The 25,895-nt window shown below is 62.8% G+C and carries 27 protein-coding genes and 1 pseudogene; 24 read left to right on the top strand and 4 right to left on the bottom strand.

Features of this window, described 5'->3' with window-relative positions; translation table 11 throughout:
- Window positions 1-4 precede the first annotated feature (4 nt).
- The 8 genes from ABIE52_RS13490 to ABIE52_RS13455 all read left to right on the top strand — a co-directional run bounded on the left by ABIE52_RS13490 (window position 5) and on the right by ABIE52_RS13455 (window position 5,081).
- Entirely contained in the window at window positions 5-1,567 is a 1,563-nt protein-coding gene (locus tag ABIE52_RS13490; RefSeq protein ID WP_003941969.1) for a bifunctional uroporphyrinogen-III C-methyltransferase/uroporphyrinogen-III synthase, read from the top strand.
- A 75-nt stretch (window positions 1,568-1,642) separates the two neighbouring features.
- A complete protein-coding gene (hemB, locus tag ABIE52_RS13485) occupies window positions 1,643-2,617 on the top strand; it encodes a porphobilinogen synthase (RefSeq protein WP_192712100.1) in 975 nt (324 codons plus the stop codon).
- Window positions 2,618-2,666: 49 nt separating this feature from the next.
- Window positions 2,667-3,329 carry a hypothetical protein gene (locus ABIE52_RS13480; RefSeq protein ID WP_003942024.1) on the top strand — a complete coding sequence of 221 codons (663 nt, stop codon included), beginning with the start codon at window positions 2,667-2,669 and terminating at the stop codon, window positions 3,327-3,329.
- Between the two features lie 57 nt (window positions 3,330-3,386).
- Window positions 3,387-3,542 carry a hypothetical protein gene (locus ABIE52_RS13475; protein WP_003941930.1) on the top strand — a complete coding sequence of 52 codons (156 nt, stop codon included), beginning with the start codon at window positions 3,387-3,389 and terminating at the stop codon, window positions 3,540-3,542.
- A gap of 15 nt (window positions 3,543-3,557) precedes the next feature.
- Window positions 3,558-3,995, top strand: a complete 438-nt coding sequence (locus ABIE52_RS13470) for a hypothetical protein (RefSeq protein WP_003942066.1) — start codon at window positions 3,558-3,560, stop codon at window positions 3,993-3,995.
- Window positions 3,988-4,503, top strand: a complete 516-nt coding sequence (gene mce1N, locus ABIE52_RS13465; RefSeq protein ID WP_192712101.1) for a transport-regulating membrane protein Mce1N — start codon at window positions 3,988-3,990, stop codon at window positions 4,501-4,503. Before ABIE52_RS13470 ends, mce1N begins: the two co-directional genes overlap by 8 nt.
- Window positions 4,496-4,768 carry a hypothetical protein gene (locus ABIE52_RS13460; RefSeq protein ID WP_007735305.1) on the top strand — a complete coding sequence of 91 codons (273 nt, stop codon included), beginning with the start codon at window positions 4,496-4,498 and terminating at the stop codon, window positions 4,766-4,768. The genes mce1N and ABIE52_RS13460 overlap by 8 nt, the downstream gene beginning before the upstream one ends.
- A gap of 31 nt (window positions 4,769-4,799) precedes the next feature.
- Window positions 4,800-5,081: a metal-sensitive transcriptional regulator gene (locus ABIE52_RS13455; RefSeq protein ID WP_003942012.1), complete on the top strand. Its 282-nt coding sequence runs from the start codon at window positions 4,800-4,802 to the stop codon at window positions 5,079-5,081.
- Between the two features lie 12 nt (window positions 5,082-5,093).
- Here the strand turns inward: ABIE52_RS13455 and ABIE52_RS13450 are convergent, their stop codons facing one another.
- Complete coding sequence (locus ABIE52_RS13450; RefSeq protein ID WP_003942004.1) at window positions 5,094-5,705, bottom strand: TetR/AcrR family transcriptional regulator; 612 nt, start codon at window positions 5,703-5,705, stop codon at window positions 5,094-5,096.
- A gap of 254 nt (window positions 5,706-5,959) precedes the next feature.
- Here ABIE52_RS13450 and ABIE52_RS13445 point away from each other — a divergent pair, with 254 nt between their 5' ends.
- The 9 genes from ABIE52_RS13445 to ABIE52_RS13405 all read left to right on the top strand — a co-directional run bounded on the left by ABIE52_RS13445 (window position 5,960) and on the right by ABIE52_RS13405 (window position 15,551).
- Window positions 5,960-6,706, top strand: coding sequence for a 3'(2'),5'-bisphosphate nucleotidase CysQ (locus ABIE52_RS13445; protein WP_003941936.1), 747 nt, complete (start codon window positions 5,960-5,962; stop codon window positions 6,704-6,706).
- Window positions 6,703-7,608 carry a sulfate adenylyltransferase subunit CysD gene (gene cysD, locus ABIE52_RS13440; protein ID WP_192712102.1) on the top strand — a complete coding sequence of 302 codons (906 nt, stop codon included), beginning with the start codon at window positions 6,703-6,705 and terminating at the stop codon, window positions 7,606-7,608. Before ABIE52_RS13445 ends, cysD begins: the two co-directional genes overlap by 4 nt.
- Window positions 7,608-9,509 carry a sulfate adenylyltransferase subunit CysN gene (gene cysN, locus ABIE52_RS13435; protein ID WP_192712103.1) on the top strand — a complete coding sequence of 634 codons (1,902 nt, stop codon included), beginning with the start codon at window positions 7,608-7,610 and terminating at the stop codon, window positions 9,507-9,509. The genes cysD and cysN overlap by 1 nt, the downstream gene beginning before the upstream one ends.
- Window positions 9,510-9,533: 24 nt before the next feature.
- A complete protein-coding gene (locus ABIE52_RS13430) occupies window positions 9,534-9,893 on the top strand; it encodes a nuclear transport factor 2 family protein (protein WP_192712104.1) in 360 nt (119 codons plus the stop codon).
- Complete coding sequence (locus ABIE52_RS13425) at window positions 9,887-10,678, top strand: SDR family oxidoreductase (protein ID WP_064113990.1); 792 nt, start codon at window positions 9,887-9,889, stop codon at window positions 10,676-10,678. Before ABIE52_RS13430 ends, ABIE52_RS13425 begins: the two co-directional genes overlap by 7 nt.
- Window positions 10,679-10,700: 22 nt before the next feature.
- Window positions 10,701-11,846, top strand: a complete 1,146-nt coding sequence (locus ABIE52_RS13420) for a sulfotransferase family protein (protein ID WP_192712105.1) — start codon at window positions 10,701-10,703, stop codon at window positions 11,844-11,846.
- Between the two features lie 88 nt (window positions 11,847-11,934).
- Window positions 11,935-12,996, top strand: coding sequence for a DUF1214 domain-containing protein (locus ABIE52_RS13415; protein WP_003941882.1), 1,062 nt, complete (start codon window positions 11,935-11,937; stop codon window positions 12,994-12,996).
- 24 nt (window positions 12,997-13,020) lie between these two features.
- Complete coding sequence (locus ABIE52_RS13410; protein WP_192712106.1) at window positions 13,021-14,679, top strand: ABC transporter substrate-binding protein; 1,659 nt, start codon at window positions 13,021-13,023, stop codon at window positions 14,677-14,679.
- A complete protein-coding gene (locus ABIE52_RS13405; RefSeq protein ID WP_081557560.1) occupies window positions 14,676-15,551 on the top strand; it encodes a TIGR03619 family F420-dependent LLM class oxidoreductase in 876 nt (291 codons plus the stop codon). Before ABIE52_RS13410 ends, ABIE52_RS13405 begins: the two co-directional genes overlap by 4 nt.
- Here the strand turns inward: ABIE52_RS13405 and ABIE52_RS13400 are convergent.
- Window positions 15,542-16,102, bottom strand: coding sequence for a TetR/AcrR family transcriptional regulator (locus ABIE52_RS13400; protein ID WP_003941925.1), 561 nt, complete (start codon window positions 16,100-16,102; stop codon window positions 15,542-15,544). The two genes, ABIE52_RS13405 and ABIE52_RS13400, sit on opposite strands and share 10 nt — an antisense overlap.
- A gap of 131 nt (window positions 16,103-16,233) precedes the next feature.
- Here ABIE52_RS13400 and ABIE52_RS13395 point away from each other — a divergent pair, with 131 nt between their 5' ends.
- Window positions 16,234-17,250, top strand: coding sequence for an ABC transporter permease (locus tag ABIE52_RS13395; RefSeq protein ID WP_003941940.1), 1,017 nt, complete (start codon window positions 16,234-16,236; stop codon window positions 17,248-17,250).
- A gap of 40 nt (window positions 17,251-17,290) precedes the next feature.
- On the opposite strand, the gene ABIE52_RS13390 is transcribed toward ABIE52_RS13395, so the two are convergent.
- Both ABIE52_RS13390 and ABIE52_RS13385 read right to left on the bottom strand, forming a co-directional pair.
- Window positions 17,291-19,222, bottom strand: coding sequence for an acyl-CoA dehydrogenase family protein (locus ABIE52_RS13390; protein ID WP_024487810.1), 1,932 nt, complete (start codon window positions 19,220-19,222; stop codon window positions 17,291-17,293).
- A gap of 59 nt (window positions 19,223-19,281) precedes the next feature.
- Window positions 19,282-19,629 (bottom strand): hypothetical protein, encoded by a 348-nt coding sequence (locus tag ABIE52_RS13385; protein WP_007735283.1) that lies wholly within the window; start codon window positions 19,627-19,629, stop codon window positions 19,282-19,284.
- Window positions 19,630-19,739: 110 nt separating this feature from the next.
- Between ABIE52_RS13385 and hemL the strand changes: the two genes are divergently transcribed.
- The 6 genes and pseudogenes from hemL to ccsB all read left to right on the top strand — a co-directional run bounded on the left by hemL (window position 19,740) and on the right by ccsB (window position 25,864).
- The gene (hemL, locus tag ABIE52_RS13380; protein WP_037129903.1) at window positions 19,740-21,065 is read left to right on the top strand and encodes a glutamate-1-semialdehyde 2,1-aminomutase; all 1,326 of its coding nucleotides are present in this window, start codon (window positions 19,740-19,742) and stop codon (window positions 21,063-21,065) included.
- Between the two features lie 65 nt (window positions 21,066-21,130).
- Window positions 21,131-21,790, top strand: coding sequence for a histidine phosphatase family protein (locus tag ABIE52_RS13375; protein ID WP_003941868.1), 660 nt, complete (start codon window positions 21,131-21,133; stop codon window positions 21,788-21,790).
- On the top strand, window positions 21,787-22,392 hold the full coding sequence (locus ABIE52_RS13370) for a TlpA disulfide reductase family protein (RefSeq protein ID WP_192712107.1): 606 nt from the start codon (window positions 21,787-21,789) through the stop codon (window positions 22,390-22,392). Before ABIE52_RS13375 ends, ABIE52_RS13370 begins: the two co-directional genes overlap by 4 nt.
- Window positions 22,393-22,394: 2 nt before the next feature.
- A pseudogene (locus tag ABIE52_RS13365) lies at window positions 22,395-23,244 on the top strand (cytochrome c biogenesis CcdA family protein).
- Window positions 23,241-24,905, top strand: a complete 1,665-nt coding sequence (gene resB / locus ABIE52_RS13360; RefSeq protein WP_042453041.1) for a cytochrome c biogenesis protein ResB — start codon at window positions 23,241-23,243, stop codon at window positions 24,903-24,905. The pseudogene ABIE52_RS13365 and the gene resB overlap by 4 nt, the downstream one beginning before the upstream one ends.
- Complete coding sequence (gene ccsB, locus ABIE52_RS13355) at window positions 24,902-25,864, top strand: c-type cytochrome biogenesis protein CcsB (RefSeq protein ID WP_047268895.1); 963 nt, start codon at window positions 24,902-24,904, stop codon at window positions 25,862-25,864. Before resB ends, ccsB begins: the two co-directional genes overlap by 4 nt.
- Window positions 25,865-25,895: the final 31 nt, after the last annotated feature.

Here is a 25,895-nt window from a genome sequence, read left to right as displayed (position 1 = left end):
ACCGATGACCCGAGTCCGAAAGAACACTCCCGGACGGATCCTGTTCGTGGGATCGGGACCGGGCGACCCCGCCCTGCTCACCGTTCGCGCACGTGACGTCCTCACCGGCGCCGCAATGGCATTCACCGATCCGGATGTCGACAAGGGCGTCGTCGCACTCGTCGGCATCGACATGGGCCGCGACGAGGAGACCGGCGAGCTGATCGCGGACGTGCGTCCGGCACTCGGCGAGCCTGCCGAGGTTGCAAAGACATTGGTGCACGAGGCCAAGAACGGCCACGACGTCGTGCGTCTGGTCTCCGGCGACCCGCTGACCACGGATTCCGTGATCGCAGAGGTCACCGCAGTCGCCCGTACGCAGGTTCAGTTCGAGGTTCTCCCGGGTCTGCCTTCCGGTTCGGCTGTGCCGAGCTACGCCGGCATGGCGCTCGGCTCGGGTCACACCGAGGCCGACGTTCGCGGTGAAGTCGACTGGGCTGCTCTGGCCGCTGCACCGGGACCGCTTGTCCTGCACGCGACGTCCGGACATCTCGCCGAGACCGCCAGCGCGCTGGTCGAGAACGGCTTGGCCCCGCAGACGCCTGCTGCGATCACCGTCCGCGGTACCACTCGTCAGCAGCGAACCGTCGAGGCAACTCTCGCGACGCTCAACGAAGCCGGATCCGAACTGGTGGGCTCGCTCATCGTCACCGTCGGCAAGGTTGTCGCGCAGCGCAACAAGATGTCGTGGTGGGAATCGCGCGCTCTGTACGGCTGGACCGTCCTCGTGCCGCGCACCAAGGATCAGGCCGGCGAGATGAGCGACCGTCTGGTCACTCACGGAGCGATCCCGATCGAGGTTCCGACCATCGCCGTCGAGCCGCCTCGCAGCCCGGCTCAGATGGAGCGTTCGGTCAAGGGACTCGTCGACGGTCGCTACCAGTGGGTCGTCTTCACTTCCACCAATGCTGTTCGCGCAGTGTGGGAGAAGTTCGAAGAGTTCGGCCTCGACGCTCGCGCCTTCTCCGGTGTGAAGATCGCCTGCATCGGTGAAGCAACCGCAGCCAAGGTGCGCTCGTTCGGCATCAACCCCGAGCTGATCCCGACCGGTGAGCAGTCCAGCGAAGGCCTGTTGGCCGAATTCGCCCCGTACGACGACGTTTTCGATCCGGTCAACCGGGTTCTGTTGCCGCGGGCGGACATTGCGACCGAAACCCTCGCAGAGGGCCTGCGCGAACGCGGTTGGGAGATCGACGACGTCACCGCCTACCGCACCGTCCGGGCAGCGCCGCCGCCGGCCGAGACCCGCGAGATGATCAAGACCGGTGGATTCGACGCCGTCTGCTTCACCTCGTCCTCGACCGTGCGCAACCTCGTCGGCATCGCCGGCAAGCCGCACGCCCGCACGTTGGTCGCGTGCATCGGCCCGAAGACGGCCGAAACCGCTATCGAGTTCGGTCTGCGCGTCGACGTGCAGCCCGAGACTTCGCAGGTGGGACCGCTGGTGGAGGCTCTCGCCGAGCATGCTGCTCGTCTGCGCGCCGAAGGTGCTTTGCCGCCCCCGCGCAAGAAGTCTCGAAGGCGCTAGCGCACCCGTGAGTGGTTGAGGAGTCTGTGGACTCCTCAACCACTCACAGGTTCCGACGAAGGAGGGCTACTTCTCGTGTTTCCCACTCATCGCCCTCGCCGGCTCCGGCGCACTCCTGCGCTCCGGCGACTCGTGGCAGAGACCTCGCTCGAATCCCGGCACCTCGTTTTGCCGATGTTCGTCGCCGACGGCATCGACGCACCGCGTGAGATCAGTTCCATGCCAGGCGTTTTCCAGCACACTCTCGATTCGCTGCGGTCCGCAGCGGTGGAAGCGGTGGAAGCCGGCGTCGGTGGCCTGATGCTGTTCGGTGTCCCGAAGGCGGAGGACAAGGATCCCCAGGGGTCCGGTGCCTCCGATCCCGACGGAATCCTCAACGTCGGATTGCGCGCTCTGGCAGACGAACTCGGCGATTCGACGGTCATCATGGCAGATACCTGCCTCGACGAGTTCACCGATCACGGCCACTGCGGCGTGTTGACTGCCGGCGGCGCTGTCGACAACGACGCGACCTTGATCCGATACGTCGAAATGGCTCTCGCGCAAGCTGAATCGGGTGCGCACCTGCTCGGACCCAGCGGCATGATGGATGGTCAGGTGGCTGCGATCCGTGGTGCACTCGATGCTTCGGGGTATGTCGATGTCGGTCAGCTCGCCTATGCCGCGAAATATGCGTCAGCGTTCTACGGGCCGTTCCGTGAAGCCGTCGGATCCTCACTGCAAGGCGACCGTCGTACGTATCAGCAGGACGGCGCCAATCGCCGCGAGTCGATGCGCGAGGTAGACCTCGACGTCGCCGAGGGCGCCGACATGGTGATGGTCAAGCCTGCAATGTCCTACCTGGACATTCTGCGTGAGACCGCCGACCGGTCCCCGGTTCCGGTCGCTGCGTACCAGATCTCGGGGGAGTACTCGATGATCACCGCGGCCGCGCAGAACGGGTGGATCGATCGGGACGCGGCGATTCTCGAATCGCTCATCAGCATTCGCCGCGCCGGTGCCGACGTGGTCCTCACCTACTGGGCGTCGGAAGTTGCCGGATGGCTGTGACGGAGTCACGCATGGTGGCTGCGCCGGTATCGACCGATACGCTGGTGTCATGACCGAGCAGTGGCCGCCGTCGCGCCAGGAACCGCCCCGCCGGGAACCTCCCTACGAGAACCAGCCGTTCGAGAATCAGCCGTACCGCGAACTCGGACCGATGCCGACGGGTCAGATCCCGGGATACGGCCCCGGTTACAACGGATACCCGGGACCTGCGCCGAAACCCGAGCCGCCGACGGACGTCGTGACTGCGATTCAGTTGTGGTGGGCTGTGACGGCGCTGGGGTTGGTCCAGGGCGGCGCGATGATCTGGATGCTGCTCGGGCAGAAGTCGATGTTCGTCGACGAGATGCTCAGAAATCAGGCAGCTGTCGACGCCGGTCTGACGCGTTCCGACGTGGAGGGCATGTTCCCACTGGTCATCGTATTCTCTGCGGTTTTGGTCGTGATCGTCACCGCCGTGTTCCTTCTGTTCGTGCGCGCGATGAGTCGCGGCAAGAACTGGGCTCGAATGTTGCTGACGTTCTGTGGCGTCTTCATGCTGGTCTCCGCGATCCCGGTGATCTTCGGGCTCGGCGGAGACGGCGGCGCGGCCACTCTGCTGTTCGGCGGAGCGGAAATCCTGCAGGCAGTTGCTGCTGTCGGGGCGATCGTGATGATGCACCGAAAAGAGTCCAATCCGTACTTTCTTCGTTTCCCCCCGGCGGGGAACCGGTAGGTAGCTCGGGGTACTGTGAAACGGGTCACTGAAGTAGTAGGGGAGAGGTCGGACGCGATGAGTTCTCAGGAAGCCCTGCGTACGGAAAGCACCCACGACGCGCCACTGCGCCAACGTGGTTCACGCACCGAAGTGATCTTGTTCGCGATCCTCGGAGCCTCTGTTCTGGTGACACTCCTGATGCTCATGATTCCGGGCATCGTCAGCGGATAGCGCACACTTGAACCCGTGAGTATCTCTACGAAGGTCAGGCGCCCGACGGCTGTCGAGGCAGCATTCTGGCTGTGGATCGCCAGCGCGTTCCTGCTCATACTCTTCGGCCTGATCAATGTCACCAGCGCTTCGTATTCGTTGCGTGAGCAGTTCACCGATCAAGGCGTTTCGGCCGGAAACATCGACATCTACGTCACCTTCGTGCGGGTGTCAGGGCTGGTTCTGCTGTTGACCGGCCTCGCGATCGGCGGCCTCGCCGGTCCCACTCGCGCCGGAAGGGCGCTGTGCCGACGGATCCTGGTGATCGTGTCCGGAGTGTTCGCGGTGCTGCAGATCGCGCTGGTCGTCGCCGGGATCAGTACCGTGCTCGCGCTGGTTGTTCCCGTCATGCTGATCTGTGCCTGCGTCGCGATCTACCGCGACACCACCCGAAGTTGGTTTGCCCGTGGCTGATCGCGCGCCGGAAATCGGCCCGGACGTTCTGTACTACGAACCGGGTTCTCGGTGGTGGGCCATCGCGTTCGGTCCGATCTTCTGCCTGATCGCCTTGGTCATCGAACTGTTCACCGGCCCGGTGGTGCATTGGTTCGGTCTGGCGATGTTCGCCGTGATCCTCACCGGATTGGTCTACGTGCAGGTGATCGCAGCACGGCGGCACGCGAGCGTACTTCTGACCGCGACCACGTTGCGTCAGGGAACCGAAGAGGTGCCGATCACCGAGATCGCCGAGGTGTTCCCGGAGTCCGACGACGCTGCCTACGAGGACGAAATGGAACCGTGGGAAACGGCACGCGCGCTCGGTGAGCTGTCCGGAGTGCCCAGGCGTCGGCACGGTATCGGCTTACGTTTGACCACCGGGGGATTGGTGCGGGCGTGGGCAAAGGACGATAAGGCACTGCGCGAGGCGTTGAGTCAGGTCGTTGTGGTTGGTGTCGAACCGGACGGGTCAGCCGATGACTGAGCCACAGCCATCCCCGCGTGTCGACGTGAAGACGTGGATCGGTGTACTCGGTATCGTCGCCGCAACGATTCTGGCGGTCGTGTGCTGGCGAGCGGGTACGACGACGTCCGACTTCGGACCGATACTGGAGGGCGCTCCACCGTTCGAGAGCACGCACTACGACGGTCTCTGGATCTCGGGCGCCGGGTTGTCGATTCTGGTTGCGGGGCTGATGGCCATCGATGTCGTGCGCCGCGTCCGGGTGGGCTTCGTCGCATCGCAGTAGCCCTCATACGGGTAGGGGGTATAGTTGCGGTATGAGTAGTTACAGCCCCGAGCAGGACGATCTGCTCAAGCGCCTTCGTCGTATCGAAGGTCAGGTAGCCGGAATTTCACGCATGGTCGCAGACGACCGGTACTGCATCGACGTGCTCACCCAGGTATCCGCCGCGACGAGCGCGTTGCAGTCCGTGTCCCTGAAGCTTCTCGACGCCCACCTTGCGGGTTGCGTCGTCGAAGCTGCCAAGCAGGGTGGTCCGGAAGCGGACGTCAAGATCAAGGAAGCTCAGGCGGCCATCGCTCGCCTCGTTCGTTCGTAAGGTGTCGGTCCGTCACTCCGTGATGGACCGCGCGAGCGCCCGGGCGGAGAAGCTCACGAAGTACTCGGGTGTGACTTCTTTGGCGATGTTGATGACGATGGTGTCCGACAGGCCTTTGAGTCCGGAGAGCACGAGATGGATCAACGCGGGGTCGTCGATCAACCGGCTCCCTTCGGCTGCAGCAGATTCGGTGAGCGCTCGAATCAATGCCGAGTTGTAGACCGCTACGGATGCGTGAAGTTCCCGCATGCTTTCTCGGTCGGACCCGGCCATGCCTTCGATGTCGCGCCAAGTGGTGGTGAGTCGACCCACCCGTGCCCAGTGCCGAGCAAACTCGGAAATCATGGACTCGAGTAAGGCGCTCAGTCCCTGCTCGCGGGGGAGCGAGTTCACGAAGTCCGCCATTTCCAGCTGACTTTCGCTGAGGAGGGCGGCGAAGATGTCCTGCTTGTCGACGAAGTACTGGTAGATCAGGCCAGTGCTGGTGCCGGCTCGTTTGGCGACAGCGCGGATCGTGAGCGCGGAGTAGCCTCCTTCGTCCAGAAGCGAGATCGCCGCGTCGAGAGTTCGGCGTCGACGCACTTCGGCGTCGCCGTAGATCGACTTGCTGCTGGTACTGCTCATTTGATCACCGTAGTCGCGGTGGTCGGCATCCTCAATTCACATCGAACACTGTTCGTTGTCGAACGCCACCCAGAAACCAATGTGACTCAGATCATAGAATGAACATTGTTCGAAATAGAATGAACATCGTTCATTCTGGTGTTACGGTATGGCGCAGACCACATCGAGGCCAGTGCAAAGTGCTGGACGCTCTGCGGTCGGCCTGACCTTTCTTCCCGTATCGATCGGGAGGTCTACACAGTTGTGGAGTACCTATGACACGCACTAACGATGAACGCGCGGCGATCGACATCGCCGCTGCGGCTGGAGAACTTCTGCTCGACCATCGGAAATCCCTCGGCGAAAACGACGGTGATGTCGCGACTTTCAAGAACGCGGCCGATCGGCTCAGTCACGAATTCATCGTCGCCGAACTCGCCCGACGCTTTCCTGCGGATGCAGTGCTGTCGGAGGAAGGGGCTGACGACCTCGCGAGGCTGGCTGCGGATCGGGTGTGGATCGTCGACCCTCTCGACGGCACCCGTGAGTACGGCGAGGCCGGACGATCGGACTGGGCCGTTCATGTTGCACTGACCGAAAACGGTGTCCTCACAACAGGTGCGGTCGCAATGCCTGCCCTTGGCGTCACCTATTCGAGCAGCGATGATCGAACCGAACGGGATGCCGCGACGCCGGTTCGAGTCGTCGTATCGCGGACGCGTCGTCCGGAACCGGTCATGCGCATGGCCGACTCGATGGGCGCGGAGTTGATCGAAATGGGATCCGCCGGAGCCAAAGCAATGGCGGTCGTCTCGGGTGAGGCAGACATCTACGCACATGCGGGCGGACAGTACGAATGGGATTCGGCGGCGCCCGTTGCTGTCGCACGTGCTGCGGGACTGCATGTTTCGCGTATCGATGGCAGCGAACTGCGCTACAACCAGGAAAACCCGTGGTTGCCGGATCTGCTGATCTGCCGACCAGAACTCGCCCCGAAAGCACTGGAGGAACTGGGCCGATGACCGCGACACTGACGCACCTCGAACGACTCGAAGCCGAGAGCATTCACATCATGCGTGAAGCTGTTGCCCAGAGCGAGAACCCGGTGATGTTGTACTCGGTGGGCAAGGACTCCGCCGTGATGCTGCATCTGGCGCGCAAGGCCTTCTATCCGTCGAAGCTGCCGTTTCCGCTTCTGCACGTCGATACCACGTGGAAGTTCCGTGAAATGTACAAACTTCGTGACAGTACCGCTGCTGCAGGCGATCTCGATCTGATCGTCCACACCAACCCGGACTGCGTGAAGCAGGGGATCAACCCGTTCACTCACGGCAGCGCTGTCCATACCGACATGTGGAAAACCGAAGGCCTCAAACAAGCCCTCGATCACTACAAGTTCGACGCTGCATTCGGCGGCGCCCGCCGTGACGAAGAAAAATCCCGCGCCAAGGAACGCATCTTCTCGATCCGATCAGCTGCGCACCGGTGGGATCCCAAGCAGCAGCGACCGGAACTGTGGCGGATGTACAACGTCCGCAAAGCGCCGGGCGAGAGTCTGCGCGTCTTCCCTCTCTCGAACTGGACCGAGCTGGATGTGTGGGAATACATACGCCAGGAAGAGATTCCGATCGTTCCGCTGTATTTTTCCGACAAGCGGCCCGTCGTAGAGCGGGACGGTGCGCTGATCATGGTCGACGACGACCGGATGCCGTTACTGCCGGGAGAGACCCCGGAACTCAAGAGCGTTCGTTTCCGCACCCTCGGCTGCTACCCGCTGACCGGAGCCGTCGAATCGACCGCAACGAGCCTGACCGAGATCATCTCGGAAATGTTGCTCACCACCACTTCCGAACGCCAGGGACGGGTCATCGACCACGACTCCAGCGCGTCGATGGAGAAGAAGAAGCAAGAGGGGTACTTCTGATGACTGTTTCCTCGGATCTGATCGCTGACGACATCGAGGCGTACCTCGAACGTCATGCGAACAAGAGCATGCTGCGATTCATCACCTGCGGCAGCGTCGACGACGGCAAGAGCACCTTGATCGGCCGTCTGCTCTACGAATCGAAACTCGTCTTCGACGACCAGTTGACGGCGCTCGAAGCCGATTCGCGCAAGAGCGGAACCCAGGGGGAGGGGCTCGATTTCGCGCTCCTGGTCGACGGCCTCGCCGCCGAACGTGAGCAGGGCATCACGATCGACGTCGCCTACCGCTACTTCACGACCGAGCGACGCAAGTTCGTCGTCGCCGATACTCCGGGGCACGAGCAGTACACCCGAAACATGGTGACGGGCGCGTCGACCGCCGATCTTGCTGTGATCCTTGTCGATTCCCGCAAGGGGATACTGACTCAGACCCGCCGGCACTCGTATCTGGTGTCGTTGCTGGGGATCAAGCACGTGGTGCTTGCCGTGAACAAACTCGACCTCGTCGACTACTCGCAAGAGGTCTTCGATGCCATTACCGCGGATTATGCAGAGTTCGCTCACGAGATCGGTCTGGACGGGTTCGTCGCCATCCCGATGTCGGCATACATGGGTGACAATCTCACCGAGCGCAGTGCGAATACCCCGTGGTACTCCGGACCAAGCCTGATCGAGCATCTCGAAACCGTGGACATCGACGATGCTGCCGCCGCGGCTCCGTTCCGGATGCCGGTGCAGTGGGTCAACCGGCCGGACCTCGACTTCCGCGGATTCTCCGGCCAGATCGTTTCAGGCACCGTATCTCCCGGAGATCCCATCCGCGTGCTCCCCAGTGGAAAGACGTCCACAGTCGAGCGCATCGTGACCATGGGTGGCGACCTCGACGTTGCCGGTGCGGGCCGCTCGGTCACCATCACGCTCGCCGACCAGATCGACATCAGTCGCGGTGATGTGCTGTCCATCGGCGACAATCCGCCGGCCGTAGCCGATCAGTTCGAGGCCTGCATCGTCTGGATGGGTGAGGCTCCCATGCTGCCCGAACGGCCGTTCCTGTGCCAGATCGGTACCGTCACAGTCACTGCGCGCATCACCAAACCGAAACACAAGATCAACGTCAACACTCTCGAGAAGACCGCAACGACTACTCTCGCGCTCAACGAAATCGGTGTGTGCAACCTCAGTTTCGATCGACCGGTCCCGTTCGACCCGTACGTCGGCAACCGTGACACCGGTAGTTTCATCCTCATCGACCGCCTCACCAACGGCACTGTCGGTGCGGGCATGATCACCCACTCGTTGCGTCGATCGGACAACATTCACTGGCAATCCGTCGACGTCGACGAGGCCGCGCACACCAGGCTCAAGGGACACCAACCCGCAGTTCTGTGGTTCACCGGTCTCTCCGGTTCGGGAAAGTCGACCATCGCGAACGATGTCGAGCGTCAACTACACGCACTCGGCGCGCACACCTACCTCCTCGACGGAGACAACGTCCGTCACGGGCTGAATCGAGACCTCGGATTCACCGAAGCCGACCGCGTCGAGAACATCCGTCGCGTCACCGAGGTCACCCGACTGATGGCGGACGCCGGTCTGATCGTGCTCGCGTCCTTCATTTCACCGTTCGAGGCCGAGCGTCATGCCGCCCGCGAATTGATCGGCGACGAACAGTTCGTCGAAATCTTCGTCGACACCGCTCTTGCCGTCGCAGAGGAGCGAGATCCCAAGGGTCTGTACAAGAAGGCTCGACGGGGCGAGCTGGTGAACTTCACCGGCATCGATTCGCCGTACGAACCGCCGCAGAACCCTGACATTCACATCGACACCAGTGTCACGACGACCGAGGACGCTGCGATCGCGATCGTCGACCATCTCCGCGCCCGCGGAACCATTTCTTGATCCGCCTGAACACGAGGAGCATCCATGCCTGACAGGGCTGAAATAGTTTCTGCCGTAGAAGATTACGTCAAGTATCTCGGAAGTCACGACGTCGACGGACTGGTTGCGCTGTTTGCGCCCGACGCAGTTCAACACGAACCGCTGGGGGTCCAGACCTACCGCGGCATCGACGAGATTCGCGAATTCGATACCGCGAACGCGCAGGTCGATTTCACAGTCAGCCTGCTCGGTCCGATTTCGGTGACGGGAAAGTACGCAGCGATGCAGCTTCGGGTGCAGCGCGCCGGTATCCCTGACTTCGCTGCCACCGACGTGTTCGAGTTCGACGAGAACGGCAAGATCATCTCCCTGAGTGTTGTTCTCGATCCGCAGGCGCTGTGCTGACCCATCAGGGCCTGCTGGCAGGCAAGGTTGTCGTCGTCTCGGGAGTGGGCCCGGCGCTGGGTCGTTCGATTGCGCTGCAGAGTGCGGCGGCCGGAGCGAAGGTTGTTCTGGCTGCCCGCACACCCGAGCGCTTGGAATCGGTGGCAAGGGAGATTCGAGACCGCGGCGGAATCGCGTTGGCCGTCCCGACGAACCTCACCGACGTCGATTCGATCGCTTCGTTGGCGGAGACAACTGTCGCTGAGTTCGGTGCGGCGCATTGCTTGGTGAACAACGCATTTGTTCAACCCGCGCAGGTCCCGCTCCTGGACGCCGACGTGGCGTCCATCCAGTCGGGCATCGACATCAACTTGCTCGCGGCGTTGAACGTCACCAGAGAATTTGCTCCGGCATTGATCGAGTCGCACGGGTCCGTCGTGATGGTCACGTCCATGGTGTTGCGCAACCAGCTTCCCGGGTTCGGGGCCTACCGCATCATGAAATCCGGGCTCCTGGCAATGGCACGCAGTTTGTCGATCGATCTCGGTCCCAAGGGCGTTCGAGTCAATTCGGTTGCTCCCGGCTATATCTGGGCGGACTCGGTCAAGAACATGTTCGAGAAGAAGGCGGCGGAGGCAGGAGTCGACCCCAAGGTGATCTACGACGAGATCGCAGCGGGCGCCGATCTGCGCCGATTGCCGGAGCCAGATGACATCGCAAACGCTGTCGTCTTCCTCCTGTCCGATTCAGCCAGGGCCATCACAGGGCAATGTCTCGACGTCAACTGCGGTCACACGCACCACTGATCAACTCATACAAGGACTAGCCATGACACAGGATTACGACGGCATCGGTTCCATCGATCACCTGCACCAGGCTGCGTGCGAGGCGGCCGGGTACGAAAACTTCGGCAGCGAAGGCTATCTCGAAGGACTTCGAGTTCTCCTCGAGTCGTTCCAGAACGAGGCCGACCTCACTCCTCACGGCAAGGTGATCGCTCGCAAGATGATCGTCGGAGCGCTCGCGGGTCGCCTGACCAGTGAGGCCGGATTCGCGAAATATCCAGAGCACGTAGACGTTCCGATCGAACGCCCGATCTTCGTGGTCGGGTTGACCCGCACCGGCAGCACCGCGCTGCACCGCTTGCTCGGTGCCGACCCAGCGCATCAGGGCGCCGAGATGTGGCTCGCCGAGACGCCGCAGCCGCGCCCCGAGCGCGACACGTGGTCGGAGAACGAAGATTACGTTCGCTCCGACGCCTTCTACCGTGCTCGCCAGCGTAACGAGGCAGACCTGATGAAGGTTCATTTCATGGGGGCGGAGGAGGTCGAGGAATGCTGGCGGCTGCTGCAGCAGACGATGCTCTCGACCGCGTTCGAGACGGTGGCGTACGTGCCGAGTTACACCCGGTGGCTGGCGGAGCAGGACTGGACCGAAACATATGCGCGGCACAAGAAGAACCTGCAGTTGATCGGGCTGCACGACCAGGACAGACGGTGGGTGCTCAAAAGCCCGAGCCATGTCTTCGCGATCGACGAGATCATGTCGGTCTATCCGGATGCACTGTTCGTTCGGACCTTCCGGGACCCGTTGACATCGATGGCGTCCACCTTCAGCCTCGTCGAGCAGGGCGGACACGACATGTCGAGGGCCTTCGATCGTCCGGCCATCGGGCGCACGCAACTGGAGTTGTGGGCGCGAGGGAATGCGAACTTCAACAATGCCCGTAGCCGTTACAACCCCGATCAGTTCATCGACGTCGACTACAAGGACTTCATCGCCGATGCGGTCGGCACCGTCGAGAAGATCTATGCACAGTTCGCCCTGCCCTTCACAGACGACGCCCGCGCCGCGGTGGAGGCGTCGCATCAGGCCAGCCTTGCCGAGCACCGTCGTCCGTCGCATCGCTATTCGCTCGAGGATTTCGGCGTGAGCGCTGCCGACGTCGAAGCGAAGTTCGCCACCACATCCTGAAGGCCTCCGGCCCTGTGCGCCTTTTTGGTAGTGCCGACTACCAAAAAGGCGCACAGGGCGAAGCCCCAACCGAAACAAGGAGATTCACATGAATGCTGTTTGGGAAAAGTTCTGCGCAGATCTGCTCGAGGTCGGAAAGGTCCTGGAAGACGAGATCGTCCCTCAGGATCCGCTGACTCAAGCCGAGGGCGTCCGCTACCTGAGTCGGTTGCTTCGGTACGGCACGATCAACTGTGTCGAGTACACCGATCCGCGGTGGCCGCAGTTCTCGTCGGCTCCGAACCCGAACATGATGACGAAGATCGGTGCCGACAACCCGGACAACGTCTACATGCGCGCCAACATTTCCGGTAAGTACAACTACCGGATCATCGGCACCCGAGGCACCGTCCCGCTGATCACCTTCGGCTCGCGCGTAAATCGGTACCACATCGACGGCACCATGCTGCAGACCGGCGATCTGCATATCCACGACCTCGAGGTCGACGAGAACGGCCGTTTCGAGTTCATCGCGAGCGTCGACAAGCCCGATGAGGGCGCTTGGCTGCCTTTGGCGCCCGACAGCAACCTCATCTCCGTTCGGCAAACTCACCAGGATCGGCGCAACGAGGTCATCGGTGATCTGACCATCGAATGCCTGAACCCGGACGGGGAGTTCGTCCCGTTGACTCCGGAAGAGATCGGCGAGCGCCTCACCAAGTCCGTCGGGATCGTGAAGGGGATGGCGGAGACCTTCCTGGAATGGTCGCGCAAATTCCAGCCGCACACCAACGAGATCTTCGACTGGGGGCAGGACTACTTCCAGGACGCCGGCGGCGATCCGACGATCTTCTACTTCCACGGTTACTGGAAGCTCGCCGAGGACGAGGCGTGGGTCATCGAGACCGAGGTTCCGAACTGCGAGTACTTCAACTTCGTGCTGCAGAACTTCTGGGTCGAGTCCCTCGACTACAACCGCACGAACATCTACATCAACAATCACACCGCGAAGCTCAACGACGACGGCACCATGACAATCGTCGTGGCGGCGAAGGATCCGGGTTATGGCAACTGGATCGACACCGATTCGCATGCCGAGGGGACATGGGCGCTGCGCTGGATCAAGGCGGACTCGCACCCGATCCCGACGTCGAAGGTAGTCAAGATCTGACACGCTGACGGAGATTGGGAACGTATGTACACCAGGAAGATTAGGTTCGGCCCTCGCTTTGTCGCGCTCGGGCTTGCCGGTGCATTGATGTTGGCCGGCTGCGCGTCGAGCAGTGGGGACAACTCGGGATCGGCTTCACCGAGCAGTAGTGGCGCAGCTGGTTTTGTGGGCGCCCCAGATGTGGGGCAGCGGATCGACGGCGGTGTTCTCACCTTCGGGTCCTATTCGTTCCCTTCCTCGTTGGACCCCACGAGAACGCAAGCCGCCGGTTCGACCGGCGGAACCGAAATGGCCGCGATTTACGACACGCTGGTACGCAGCGACTCCACAAACGGGAGCTTCGTGCCACAACTCGCGAAGACACTGTCGAACAACAGCGACTTCACCTCGTACACCGTCACTTTGGCTGATGGCCTCACCTTCAGCGACGGAAGCCCGCTCGACGCGGAAGCAGTGAAGTGGAGTATCGATCGATTCGTGGCAGGCAAGGGTGATGTATCGCAGACGTGGCTCAACATCGTGGATCGGATCGAGACGCCCGACGCCACCACAGTCGAATTCGTGCTCGCGCGGCCCTGGCGTCAATTCCCGGCGCTGTTGTCGCTCGGGCCCGGAATGATCGTTGCGCGAAGTTCAGGGGGAGAGGCAGGGTCGGTTTCAGGAACCGGGGAGAGAGCGTTCACACCGATCGGGGCGGGTCCGTTCACCTTGGCCAAGTTCGCCCCGCACGAAGAACTGGTACTCGCCGCACGCACGGATTATCAGGGCGGTAAACCTCCACTGGACACAGTGCGGTTTGTTCCCACGTCGGGTGCGCAGTCTCAGTACGAATCGTTGAAGAGCGGCCAGATCGACATGACGTACATCCTCCGCGACGAGGCCGTGATCGAACAAGCTCTCGACGACGGATACTCGGGTTACCTCAGTCCGACCGGACAGAACGGGATCGGCACGATCAACAACCGTGAGGGCAAGCCCGGGGCCGATGTTCGCGTCCGTCAGGCGATCGCCTACGGGGTGGATCCGGCGGCGGTCAATACCCGGGCGAACAACGGATTGGGCACCGCCAGTTCCGAACTGGTCCCGCAGACGTCACGTTGGTACAACAACACAGCAGGCATTCCGTTCGATCAGGTGAAGGCAAAGGCGCTGCTCGATCAAGCGAAGTCCGACGGGTACGACGGGAAACTCCGCTACCTCACCACCTCGGAGCCGAGCCAACAGGCGACGGCACTGACGGTTCAGGCTTCGCTGAACGCGATCGGTTTCGACGTCACCATCGACTACGCGACCGATGTGACCGATCTGGTTCGACGGGTATACAAGGACCACGATTTCGACATGACCAGAGGTGGCGCTCCGGTCGGAGAAGAAGCGCCGTACCTCAATTTGTACAACAGTATGGCCAGTGATTCGAAGAACAACCCGTCCGGCTTCGCGGACCCGGAGATGGACGCGATGATCACAGCTGTGCAGACGGCATCGACGGACAATGCTGTCCGTGAGGCGATCAGCAAGGTGCAGGAGTACGCCAACGCGACTGTGCCTTACGTGATCTGGGGGCCGGCGTCGGTGTTGACCGCATGGGACGGCAACGTCCACGGCGTCGTACGCAACATCACCGACATCATGTTCTTGGGCGGCGCTTGGATCTCGCCCAACGGCGAAACGGTGGAACGATGAAGTGGTCCTTGGCGGGTGCGATGATCGACGCCCTGGAACTGTGCGAGTTGGCGCAGGTCGCCGAAGAGGTGGGGTTCGACGGAATCGCGATGCCGGATTCCGTGTTCTATCCGGAGCAGGTGTCGGCGCCGTACCCGTACACTGCTGACGGGAAGCGGATGTGGGCGCCCGAGACGCCGATGCCTGATCCGTTCATTGCCATGGCGGCGATGGCGGCCGTCACATCGCGAATTCAGTTCTACACCAACGTGTTCAAACTTCCACTGCGCGATCCGCTGTTGACGGCCAAGCAGGTCGCGACCATGGCCGTGATGTCGAGGAACCGCGTCGCTCTCGGCGTCGGTTTGTCCTGGATTCCCGAGGAATTCACCTTCACCGGTACCGAGATGCGCACCCGCGGCGCGCGTACCGACGAAGCCATCGAGATCATCAAGGCGGTGTGTGCGGGACGTGGGCCGGAATGGGTCGAATACCACGGCAAGCACTACGATTTCGACGCTCTGATGATCAGTCCTGCTCCGGAGATTCCGGTTCCGATCTACATCGGTGGGCACAGCGAACCGGGGTTGCGTCGTGCAGCCAGGCTGGCTGACGGTTGGATGTCGGTGAACACGACCAAAGCCGAATTAGCCTGCGCCATCGATCGTCTCACGGAATTGCGGGTCGAGTACGGTCGTGCCGATGTTCCTTTCGGCGTCAACGTCTCGCCGACGGATGTTCGTGATCTGGACGGATATCGCGAACTCGAGACTCTCGGAGTCACGGAAATCAGAGTTTTGCCCTGGTATCACTACGGAGTTGACTCCGGTGATCGTCAGGGACGACTCGACTCCGTTCGGCGGTTTGCCGAGGAGGTCATCGCTCAGTACTGATCGATCAGCGTCTGCATCGCCCGGCCGTAGAGTTTTGCCAACTCGTCGCGATCTGCGGACTGGGGGATACTCTCGTCGCTGAGGACGCTCAACAGCCCGGACACCTGGGCGGAGACCAGGAGTGCGCGGGTGTACGCGTCTTCGCCGTCTAGACGAGCGGCGAGATTGGTGGCGAATACTCCGGTCATGTCTCGGAGTCGCTCCCGGATGCGTGGACTGTCCGACGCTCGCATGAGCGCTGTGTACACCGACAGCATCCGGGCGTCGGCCTTGCCCAGGACGAAGGCGGCGATTCGCTCACCGAGGGTGTCGAGTGGGCCGTCGAACTGGCCTTCGAAGTAGTCCGCAACCGGCGTGGTTTCCAGGAACAGTGCTTCTTTGGACCCGAAATGCCGGATGACCAGGGCCGGATCGATTCCGGCAACTTTGGCGATGGCGCGAACTGACGTGCCGCCGAACCCGTGCTCGCCGAACAGTTGGAACGCCGCCGCGCGAATCGCCTCGGATGTCGAGGGTTGCTCCTGCTCTGGCGTGTGCCTCGTGGGTGTCACGACATCGACCTCTGTGCTCGCTCGCCGACCGCGTTGTCAACGGCGTTGACTATAACGTGTCAACGGTGTTGACTGTTGAGTCTGTCAACGGTGTTGACAGCTAGATGCGGTTAGTGAAGAGAGCGTGGAATATGACAGATACCGACGTCCGAGTACCCAGCGAAGAAGTTGTCGATCCGCCGACCAATTGGAAGATGGTGGGCAGTGGACTCGCATTTCCGTTGTTCTTCGTCATCATGTTCTGCCTGTGCTACGTCAGCGCCTTCCATTCGCCGACGCCGAATCAGGCACCGATCGTGGTGGTCGGGTCGCCGTCCGTCACGGCCCCGCTGATCGACGGAATCCAGGCTTCGTCGGGTGACAAGTTCGACATCGTTGCCACAGCCAACGCCGCCGACGCACTCTCTCGGATCGACAACCGCGATGCGATCGGCGCCATCGAGATCGGTGACACCGTGACCGCACATATCGCCACCGGCGCGGGCGCCTCGACGGTTTCCGTGGTGAGCAGCTTGGCGCATTCGGTTGCGGAGCAGACGGGGCAGCAGGTCACGGTGATCGACTCGGCGCCTGTCACGGCGCGAGACTCCTCGACCGTCGGACTCTTCTACTTCCTGATCGTCTGCACCCTCGGTGGCTACCTGACCATCACGGTGCTCAGTCAGGTTGCGCCGAGAATGCGGTTGCGAGAGCAGTATTCGATCCTGGCCGGTGCGGCGATACTCACCCCGCTCATAGCCTTCGGCATCACCAGCATCTTCATGCACGCCTTCGGGGCGTCATTCGGCCAGATCCTGCAACTGCTGGGAATCTCGATGGTTTACACGTTCACCGTCGGTGCGGTGAGCATTCTGCTCAATCGACTGCTCGGCCAAGCCGCGATCTTCGCGGTGCTGACGGTGCTCGTTTTCATCAACTTCCCGAGTTCGGGTGGTGCCATTCCGGTGTCGTTCCTGCCGGGATTTTGGCAGCACATCCATTCGTTCTGGCTCGGATCGGCAGCCATGGAGCCCATCCGCTCCGTCATCTACTTCAGTGGCAACGGCGCCGGACCGCACCTGCTCGTTCTGGGGATCTGGCTGGTCGCGGCACTCGGCCTGACCGGACTGCTCGCCTCTCGCCAGTCGAAAAAGGCAGCAGCGCACTGAGTGTGGTGGGGCCGGCGATTGCCGACCCCACCCGAACCCTTTACTTCAGCCGTACCGCGTCGGTGCCCGGTCCGTCGAGCATCGCGGACCCCAGCAGGATGTCCGGAATGCCGAACCCGTCGATCAGTGTCTCGACGTGGGGGCGCAGGGTGCGGCAACGCTCGTTGATTCCGCGCGTCACGGCCTTCGAACGCTCCACCGACAGATGCCGGTGCTCCATGAACCAGGCCTTGTCCTCTTCGATCACGGACAGTGCGTAGAGATCGCACACCTCGCCGAAGAGTTCCTTTGCGGTCTCGTCCTCACACGAGTCGATGCCGGCGACGAATGCTTCCAGGATGACGCGCTCGATGTGCGCCTGAGCGGCTTTGAGCACGTGGTCCTGCACGAAGTTGAACGCGTCGAACGGGTTCTCCTCGCGCTTCTGCGCTGCCTGCAATCGCCTTGCCGCAGTGGCGAGTAGGTACTCTTCGCGGTCTTCGAACATCTTCATCTGGGTGCCGCGATTGAAGAGGCTGCCGTCCTCTTCGTTGTCCTGGCGAGTGTCGACGATCGTCTGCAGGATCTGCTGCGCTGCCGTGCGTTTCTTGACCACGTCGGAGACCGTCGTAGCGGCGAAGCGCATCCAGTCGACCGGGCTCATGCCGCGGACTTCGTCGGCGTAGGAGGTGAGGAGTTCTTTTGCGACCAACTGCGTCAGAACGTGGTTGTCACCCTCGAACGTGGTGAAGACGTCGGTGTCCGCCTTGAGTGCGGTGAGGCGGTTCTCGGCGAGATAGCCTGCGCCGCCGCAGGCTTCGCGTGCCTCCTGGATGGCCCGAGTGGCATGCCAGGTGTTGGCGGCCTTGAGTCCGGCGGCGCGACCTTCGAGTTCGCGCTGCTCCTGCGGATCCGGGTCGTCGCTGCTCTGGATGTCGTGCATCGCGGCTACGAGTTCGTTCTGTGCGAACTGCAGAGCGTACGAGCGGGCGATCAACGGCAGCAGACGCTTCTGGTGGACGAGGTAGTCCATGATCAGGACTTCGTCGTCACTCTTCGGAGCACTGAACTGCCTGCGCTGCAGGGCGTATCGACCGGCGATGGCCAATCCGACGCGGGCGGCCGCTGCCGCGGAACCACCGACGGTGACACGTCCACGAACCAGTGTGCCGACCATCGTGAAGAAACGACGGTTCGGGTTCTCGATCGCCGAGCTGTACGTGCCGTCCTCGGCGACGTCGGCGTAACGGTTGAGTAGATTCTCACGCGGGATGCGGACCTGGTCGAAGACGATGCGGCCGTTGTCGACTCCGGGCAGTCCACCCTTGAGCCCGCAGTCGGACGTCGTGACGCCGGGGAGGTCGTTGCCGGCGTCGTCACGAATCGGCACGACAAAGCAGTGGACGCCCTGACTTTCGCCTCCAGTGATCAGCTGTGCGAACACCGCTGCGACGGTGGCGTGCTGGGCAGCGCCGCCGATGTAGTCCTTGCGAGAGGACGGAGTGGGGGAGTTGACGACGAACTCGCCCGTCTCGACGTCGTAGGTCGCCGTGGTTTCGAGTTCCTGGACGTCGCTGCCGTGACCGGTCTCGGTCATCGCAAAGCAACCGAGCAGATCCAGATCGATCAGCGGCTTGACGTACGCCTGGTGGTGACGCTCGGTGCCGAGGTTTTCGATGGCGCCGCCGAACAGACCCCACTGGACGCCGGCCTTGACCATCAGTGAGAGGTCGGACATCGCGAGCATCTCGATGCTGGTGACGGCGCCACCCGCGTCGCCCGTTCCGCCGTGAGAGACGGCGAAACCGTTTGCGGCGTACCCGAGATCGGCGAGGACCCGCATCTGTTCGAGAGCCTTGGAGCGCGCAATGGCGGTGTTGGGTGTGTAGTGCGGAGCAAAACGTTCGTCGTTCAATTCGCCGCGAACGCGCTCACGCACCTCCCGCCAGCGTCCGTCGAGTGTTGTCCTGAGGTGGTCCGCTGTGGTGGCCATGGAACCGACGATAGCGCGTAGCGCACCGCGGGCAACCCGGTTCGATCCCAACCTCACATTCAGCAGGAGCCCGCGGCACCCGCTTCGATTCCTTGGCGGAAGAGTTCCTTCTCGCTCTCGGACATAGCCTGGTACGAAGGGTCGTTCTCGACGATCTTCAGGAAGTCGGCGCCCGCCGTCTGGGTCGACGTGTCGCCGCTCTGAACACGCTGCTGAACGTAGACGGACACCGCCGAACACCCGCCGAGAAACGCGGGGTCGGTGCTCGTCGCCGCGGTGGTTCGTGCCGAGTCGGTGGCGCTCGGCGGCGACGAAACTGTCGCCTTGTCGTCGTTCGAAGCGTCCGAACCACACGATGTGAGAAGAATCGCAGCCGAGACCATCAGCGTCGTCAACAGTCGCTTCATGCCCGGAATCGTCTCACGCGGGGCCCGGTTCGACCGGAAAACTCGCCTCGAGCACCGAAGTCCTACACCCTGTCGTTGTCAGATTCGACAGAACTGGGACACTGGAAGCCGTGACTGTGTCTTCCGGTGATCCCGACGTGCATGCAACGAACTCCGCTCGGCTCTTCGAACGTGCCGGCAACGTGATTCCGGGTGGCGTCAACTCGCCCGTCCGCGCGTTCGGTTCGGTCGGCGGAACACCGCGATTCATTCGCGAAGCATCCGGCTACACCCTCACCGACGTCGACGGAAACAACTACGTCGACCTGGTGTCGTCCTGGGGTCCGATGATTCTCGGGCACGCTCACCCGGCAGTCGTCGAAGCAGTTCGCGAAGCAGCCCTCGGAGGTCTCTCCTTCGGTGCGCCGACCGAAGGCGAAGTTGCTCTCGCCGAGGAAATCGTCGCCCGCGTCGCGCCCGTGGAAAAGGTTCGTCTGGTCAACTCCGGAACCGAAGCCACGATGAGCGCAGTCCGCCTCGCCCGCGGATTCACCGGGCGGACCAAGATCGTCAAGTTCTCCGGTTGCTATCACGGCCACGTCGACGCCCTTCTCGCCGACGCCGGATCCGGCCTCGCGACGTTCGGGCTGCCGACCTCTCCCGGCGTGACCGGCGCTCAAGCAGAAGACACCATCGTCGTGCGCTACAACGATCTCGACGCGGTGGCCGCGGCCTTCGCGGCCAATCCCGGCGCCATCGCGTGCGTCATCACCGAAGCTGCCGCCGGAAACATGGGCGCCGTCGCACCGCTTCCCGGTTTCAACGAGGGTCTGCGTCGTCTCACCCGTGAGCACGGCGCACTCCTGATCATGGACGAGGTGATGACCGGATTCCGCGTCAGTGCCTCGGGTTGGTACGGCATCGACAACGTCGCAGGCGACCTCTACACCTTCGGCAAGGTCATGAGCGGCGGCCTGCCTGCCGCAGCATTCGGCGGCCGCGCCGACATCATGGGCCACCTCGCACCGGACGGTCCCGTCTACCAGGCAGGCACCCTCTCGGGTAACCCCGTAGCCGTCGCCGCCGGACTCGCGAGCCTGCGCGCCGCCGACGCCGAGGTGTACGCCAAGCTCGGCCGGAACGCGACCGCCCTCGGCGACCTCATGACCCAAGCACTCACCGCCGAAGGCGTCGAACACCGAGTGCAGTACGCAGGCACCTTGGTGAGCGTGTTCTTCACCGAGAACACGGTGACCAACTACGACGAAGCCAAAGCCGCGCAGACCTGGCGATTCCCCGCCTTCTTCCACGCACTGCTCTCCCGCGGCGTGTACCCGCCGCCGAGCGCGTTCGAAGCGTGGTTCGTCTCCGCAGCCCTCGACGATCGAGCCTTCTCGATCATCGCCGACGCCATGCCTCACGCAGCCAAGGCCGCAGCTGCTGCCGTCAAGCCCTGAGCAGTTCCAGTTCCAGAACACCGCACGCTTCCGACATCCATCATCTTCAGCGAGGACCCTCGACTGTGACCGACGCCGATCACCCCGACCACACGTCCACCCGCACCATCGTCCACGTCCTGCGCCACGGCGAAGTACACAACCCGCGCGGGATCCTCTACGGACGGCTCCCGGGTTTCCGGTTGTCGGTGGCGGGCGAAGCTCAGGCTCGTGCGGTCGCGTCGGTGCTCGCCGATCACGACATCACCCACGTGGTCGCGTCGCCGCTGCAGCGGGCACAAGAGACCGCGACTCCGATCGCCGAGGCACACAAGCTCGACATCGTCACGGACGAAAACCTGATCGAGGCAGGCAACGAGTTCGAGGGTCTCAAGGTTGCCGTCGGGGACGGTGCGCTCTCGCGTCCGCGTCACTGGTGGAAACTGCGTGACCCGTTCACCCCGTCCTGGGGCGAGCCCTACCTGCAGATCGCCCATCGCATGCTCGCAGCCGTCAATGCCGCACGCGTCGCGGCAGTCGGACACGAAGCCGTCGTCGTCAGCCATCAACTTCCGGTCTGGACACTGCGTCGATTCCTGCAGGGCGAGCGTCTCTGGCACGATCCCCGTCACCGTCAGTGTGGACTGGCCTCGTTGACTTCACTGGTCTACGAAGGCGACACCCTGGTCGACATCGTCTACTCCGAACCTGCCGGCGCCTCCGACCCGAGAGTGACAGGAGCATGATTTCGCGCCGCATCGCCGCAGCATTCGCAGCCGCTGCGTCGGCGATGCTTCTTCTCTCGTCCTGCGCGACCGGCGATGACGCCGTCGCACAGGGCGGAACTTTCGACTTCGTCTCACCGGGCGGACAAACCAAGATCTTCTACGATCCGCCGTCCGACCGAGGCACCATCGGCAAGCTCTCCGGGCCCGACCTGATGAACGAAGGTCAGAAGGTCGGTGTCGAGGACTTCGAGGGCAAGGTCGTCGTTCTCAACGTCTGGGGTCAGTGGTGCGGACCGTGCCGCGCCGAAGCCGACGACCTGGAACAGGTCTACGAGCAGACCAAGGATTCGAGCGTGCAGTTCCTCGGCATCAACGTCCGCGACGACACCAAGAACAAAGCGCAGGACTTCGTGGTCGACAACAAGGTCTCGTACCCGTCGATCTACGACCCGTCGATGCGTTCGCTGATCGCCCTCGGTGACGGCTACCCCACGTCGGTCATTCCGACGACGATCGTCCTGGACCGCCAGCATCGCGTCGCCGCGGTGTTCCTCCAAGAACTTCTCGCCGAGGATTTACTGCCCGTCGTCCAGCGAGTAGCTCAGGAAGACGCGCAGTAAAGATGACAACCACGACCACTACGCTGCTGGCCGGCAGCGACACATTGAGTGCCGGTGTGGGCGAAGCGTTTCAGAACGCGGCGTCGTCCGGTCCGCTTCTGCTCGCCCTCGGCGCCTGTGTGCTCGCCGGTCTGGTGTCGTTCGCTTCACCGTGCGTCGTGCCGCTCGTTCCCGGCTACCTGTCCTACCTGGCCGGCGTCGTCGGTGCCGACGCTCCCGCGATCACCGCCGAAGAGGCGAAGACGCGGACGATCACCCGGAGCAGTCGACTGAGGGTGGCCGGTGCGGCCGGACTGTTCGTCGCGGGCTTCACCGTTGTGTTCGTCCTCGCGACCGCGTCGGTATTCGGCGTGATCTCCACGCTGCTCGTCAACCGCGAGGTCCTGATGCGAGTGGGCGGTGTCGTCACCATCGCAATGGGTCTCGTCTTCATCGGGCTGATTCCGGCGCTGCAGAAGGACGTTCGTTTCGAACCGCGTCGCGTGTCGTCACTGGGTGGGTGCGCCGCTGCTCGGGGGAGTGTTCGCTCTGGGCTGGACGCCGTGCCTCGGTCCGACATTGGCAGGCGTGATGTCCGTAGCGGCGGGAACCGACGGGATGACCGCCGCGCGTGGTGTCACGTTGATCGTCGCGTACTGCATCGGACTCGGCCTGCCGTTCATCATCTTGGCGCTGGGATCGGCGCGCGCGCTGACCGGCGTCGGCTGGTTGCGTCGTAATGCACGCACCATTCAAATTTTCGGCGGAATCATGTTGGTGGCAGTGGGAATCGCCCTCGTCACCGGCGCGTGGGACCAGTTCGTCGGCTGGGTTCGCGACGCATTTATCTCGGAGGTGACGCTGCCGATATGACAGCTGACGACAATAACGACCACCCGAAACCCGTGCTGCCGAAGCAGTCGGTGATCGGTCGAGTCGTTGCACTCGGGCGCAACACCTGGCGCGGGCTCACCTCGATGCGGACCGCGCTGGTACTGCTGTTCCTCCTCGCGCTCGCTGCGATCCCCGGCGCCCTGCTGCCACAGCGAACCCTCAACGAGGGCAAGGTCACCGACTACATCGCCGCGCGTCCGACGCTCGGTCCGTGGATGGACCGCCTCGAATTGTTCGACGTGTTCAGCAGTTTCTGGTTCACCGCGATCTATGCATTGCTCTTCATCTCGCTGGTCGGCTGCATCCTGCCGCGTTGCGTGGAGCACGCGAAGGCGCTGCGCACCCGTCCGGTGAATGCGCCGCGCAATCTTGCTCGCCTGCCGCACCACACCACGAGCGTCGTGGACGGCGAGACTCCCGACGAACTTGCTGCCCGGGTGTCGAAAGAACTGCGCGGGTGGCGCGTCGAAACGCGTCGCGGCGATTCGAAATCACGACGCGAAGGCGAGATCACCATCTCGGCGGAGAAGGGATACCTTCGCGAGTTCGGCAACCTCGTGTTCCACCTCTCGCTGGTCGGATTGTTGATCGCGATCGCCGCGGGCAAGTTGTTCGGCTACGAGGGCAATCGCATCGTCATCGCCAACGACGGCCCCGGGTTCTGCACGACCTCGCCGGCAGTGTTCGACTCCTTCGTCGCCGGTCTGAGCCTCGACGGCACCGGCATGACCCCGCTGTGTGTACGTGTGAAGAATTTCCAGGCCGACTACCTCGAGACCGGTCAGGCCGAGATGTTCACCTCGGACATCTCGTACCAGGCAGGCGACGACCTCGAGTCCGATACCTGGCGGGACACGACCATCCAGGTGAACCACCCGCTGCGGATCGCCGGCGATCGTGTGTACCTGCAGGGACACGGATACGCGCCGACGTTCACCGTCACGTTCCCGAACGGTGAGACCCGCACCGAGACGCTCCAGTGGCGTCCGGACGACGCCACGACGTTCCTGAGCAGTGGCGCGATGCGCTTCGACCCGCCGGGCGGCATGTATCCCGATGCGGACGAGCGTCGGAAGAATCAGATTGCCATCGAAGGATTGTTCGCGCCCACCGCGCTGTTCCACGGCAACCTGCTGTCGTCGAGTTACCCGGCGATGAACGATCCGGCAGTCGCCATCGACATCTACAAGGGCGACACCGGACTCGATACCGGTAACCCGCAATCGCTGTTCGAACTCAACACCGAACTGATCAATCAGGGCCGACTGGTCAAGCAGGATCGAGTCAATCTGTTTCCGGGGGAGAGCGCGACGCTTGCCGACGGAACCCAGGTGCGATTCGATGGTGCCGTCGACTTTGTGAACCTGCAGGTCTCCCACGATCCCGCTCAGGTGTGGGTGTTGGTTTCGGCGTTGACCATGATGGCGGGCCTACTCGTCTCGCTCGTGATCAAGCGTCGCCGCGTCTGGGCACGTATCTATCCAGATGACGAACGACGTACTGTAGTAGAACTTGGTGGGCTTGCCCGCACCGACCACGCAGGCTGGGGCGACGAGTTCGACCGCCTCGCCGACCGCTTGCTGAAAAGCAATCCGACCACCGCGGTGAACCAACCGCACGCGCAGGAGAACGCCCGATGACAACGAACGAGACACTCGCGCAGTACAGCGACTGGGCCTTCAAGTCCGCCTTCACCGTGCTCGTGCTGGCGTTTGTGCTGCTCATCGTGCAGTACGCGTCGGCCAGAGCAAAGGCGGTTCAGGACAAGGAACTGGTCTCCGCCGGCGGTGTCGACGCATCCGTGCCTGGCAGGGTCGCGGAGACTCCGAGCAAGTCGCTCTCGGAACGATTCGGCGGAATGGGCCGAGCTGTCCTGGTCGTCGGAACGGTGCTGATCATCGCGTCGATCGTGCTCCGCGGATTTGCGACGGAACGATTCCCGCTCGGCAACATGTACGAATTCGTGGCGATGGCGTGTGCGGCGTCGTTGCTGGTCGGGCACGTCCTGTTGATCAAGCCGGCGTACCGTCCGATGTGGGTCTTCTTGCTGGTGCCGGTTCTGATCTTGATGTTCCTCGCCGGCACGGTCCTCTACGCCGACGCGGCTCCCGTGGTGCCGGCGCTACGCTCGTACTGGCTTCCGATTCACGTGACGATCGTCAGCGTCGGCTCCGGAATCTTCATGATCGGCGGTATCGCGAGCCTTCTGTTCCTGCTGCGACTGAAGTTCCCGCCCGGTGAGGAAGGCACGAGCATCGGTGGCCGGATCGCAGAGCGACTGCCGGATGCCCAGACTCTCGACCGCTTGGCGTACAAGAGCACGATCATCGCGTTTCCGCTGTTCGGCGCCGGCGTCATCCTCGGTGCCATCTGGGCGGAAGCTGCGTGGGGACGCTTCTGGGGTTGGGATCCGAAGGAGACGATGTCCTTCATCGCCTGGGTGATCTACGCGGCCTACCTGCATGCGAGGGCAACCTCCGGGTGGCGGGAGACGAAGGCCGCCTGGATCAACATCGCCGGTTTTGTTGCGATGCTGTTCAATCTCTTCATCATCAACATGGTCGTCTCCGGCTTGCACTCCTACGCGGGACTCACCTGATCCTCTCGAGGTACCGTGGGTGGCTGCCGAC

It is taken from the genome of Rhodococcus sp. OAS809 (assembly GCF_040546695.1).
In the GTDB taxonomy this organism is placed as follows: domain Bacteria; phylum Actinomycetota; class Actinomycetes; order Mycobacteriales; family Mycobacteriaceae; genus Rhodococcus_F; species Rhodococcus_F qingshengii.
Note: the sequence above shows the minus strand (reverse complement) of the source record. Positions and strands in the feature narration are given on the sequence as shown.

Coding starts and splice junctions, on each gene's coding strand:
- ABIE52_RS13490 (WP_003941969.1), top strand. CDS start 5: ATGACCCGAGTCCGAAAGAACACTCCCGGACGGATCCTGTTCGTGGGA.
- ABIE52_RS13480 (WP_003942024.1), top strand. CDS start 2,667: ATGACCGAGCAGTGGCCGCCGTCGCGCCAGGAACCGCCCCGCCGGGAA.
- ABIE52_RS13475 (WP_003941930.1), top strand. CDS start 3,387: ATGAGTTCTCAGGAAGCCCTGCGTACGGAAAGCACCCACGACGCGCCA.
- ABIE52_RS13460 (WP_007735305.1), top strand. CDS start 4,496: ATGACTGAGCCACAGCCATCCCCGCGTGTCGACGTGAAGACGTGGATC.
- ABIE52_RS13455 (WP_003942012.1), top strand. CDS start 4,800: ATGAGTAGTTACAGCCCCGAGCAGGACGATCTGCTCAAGCGCCTTCGT.
- ABIE52_RS13450 (WP_003942004.1), bottom strand. CDS start 5,705: ATGAGCAGTACCAGCAGCAAGTCGATCTACGGCGACGCCGAAGTGCGT.
- ABIE52_RS13445 (WP_003941936.1), top strand. CDS start 5,960: ATGACACGCACTAACGATGAACGCGCGGCGATCGACATCGCCGCTGCG.
- cysD (WP_192712102.1), top strand. CDS start 6,703: ATGACCGCGACACTGACGCACCTCGAACGACTCGAAGCCGAGAGCATT.
- cysN (WP_192712103.1), top strand. CDS start 7,608: ATGACTGTTTCCTCGGATCTGATCGCTGACGACATCGAGGCGTACCTC.
- ABIE52_RS13430 (WP_192712104.1), top strand. CDS start 9,534: ATGCCTGACAGGGCTGAAATAGTTTCTGCCGTAGAAGATTACGTCAAG.
- ABIE52_RS13420 (WP_192712105.1), top strand. CDS start 10,701: ATGACACAGGATTACGACGGCATCGGTTCCATCGATCACCTGCACCAG.
- ABIE52_RS13415 (WP_003941882.1), top strand. CDS start 11,935: ATGAATGCTGTTTGGGAAAAGTTCTGCGCAGATCTGCTCGAGGTCGGA.
- ABIE52_RS13410 (WP_192712106.1), top strand. CDS start 13,021: ATGTACACCAGGAAGATTAGGTTCGGCCCTCGCTTTGTCGCGCTCGGG.
- ABIE52_RS13405 (WP_081557560.1), top strand. CDS start 14,676: ATGAAGTGGTCCTTGGCGGGTGCGATGATCGACGCCCTGGAACTGTGC.
- ABIE52_RS13395 (WP_003941940.1), top strand. CDS start 16,234: ATGACAGATACCGACGTCCGAGTACCCAGCGAAGAAGTTGTCGATCCG.
- ABIE52_RS13390 (WP_024487810.1), bottom strand. CDS start 19,222: ATGGCCACCACAGCGGACCACCTCAGGACAACACTCGACGGACGCTGG.
- ABIE52_RS13385 (WP_007735283.1), bottom strand. CDS start 19,629: ATGAAGCGACTGTTGACGACGCTGATGGTCTCGGCTGCGATTCTTCTC.
- ABIE52_RS13370 (WP_192712107.1), top strand. CDS start 21,787: ATGATTTCGCGCCGCATCGCCGCAGCATTCGCAGCCGCTGCGTCGGCG.
- resB (WP_042453041.1), top strand. CDS start 23,241: ATGACAGCTGACGACAATAACGACCACCCGAAACCCGTGCTGCCGAAG.
- ccsB (WP_047268895.1), top strand. CDS start 24,902: ATGACAACGAACGAGACACTCGCGCAGTACAGCGACTGGGCCTTCAAG.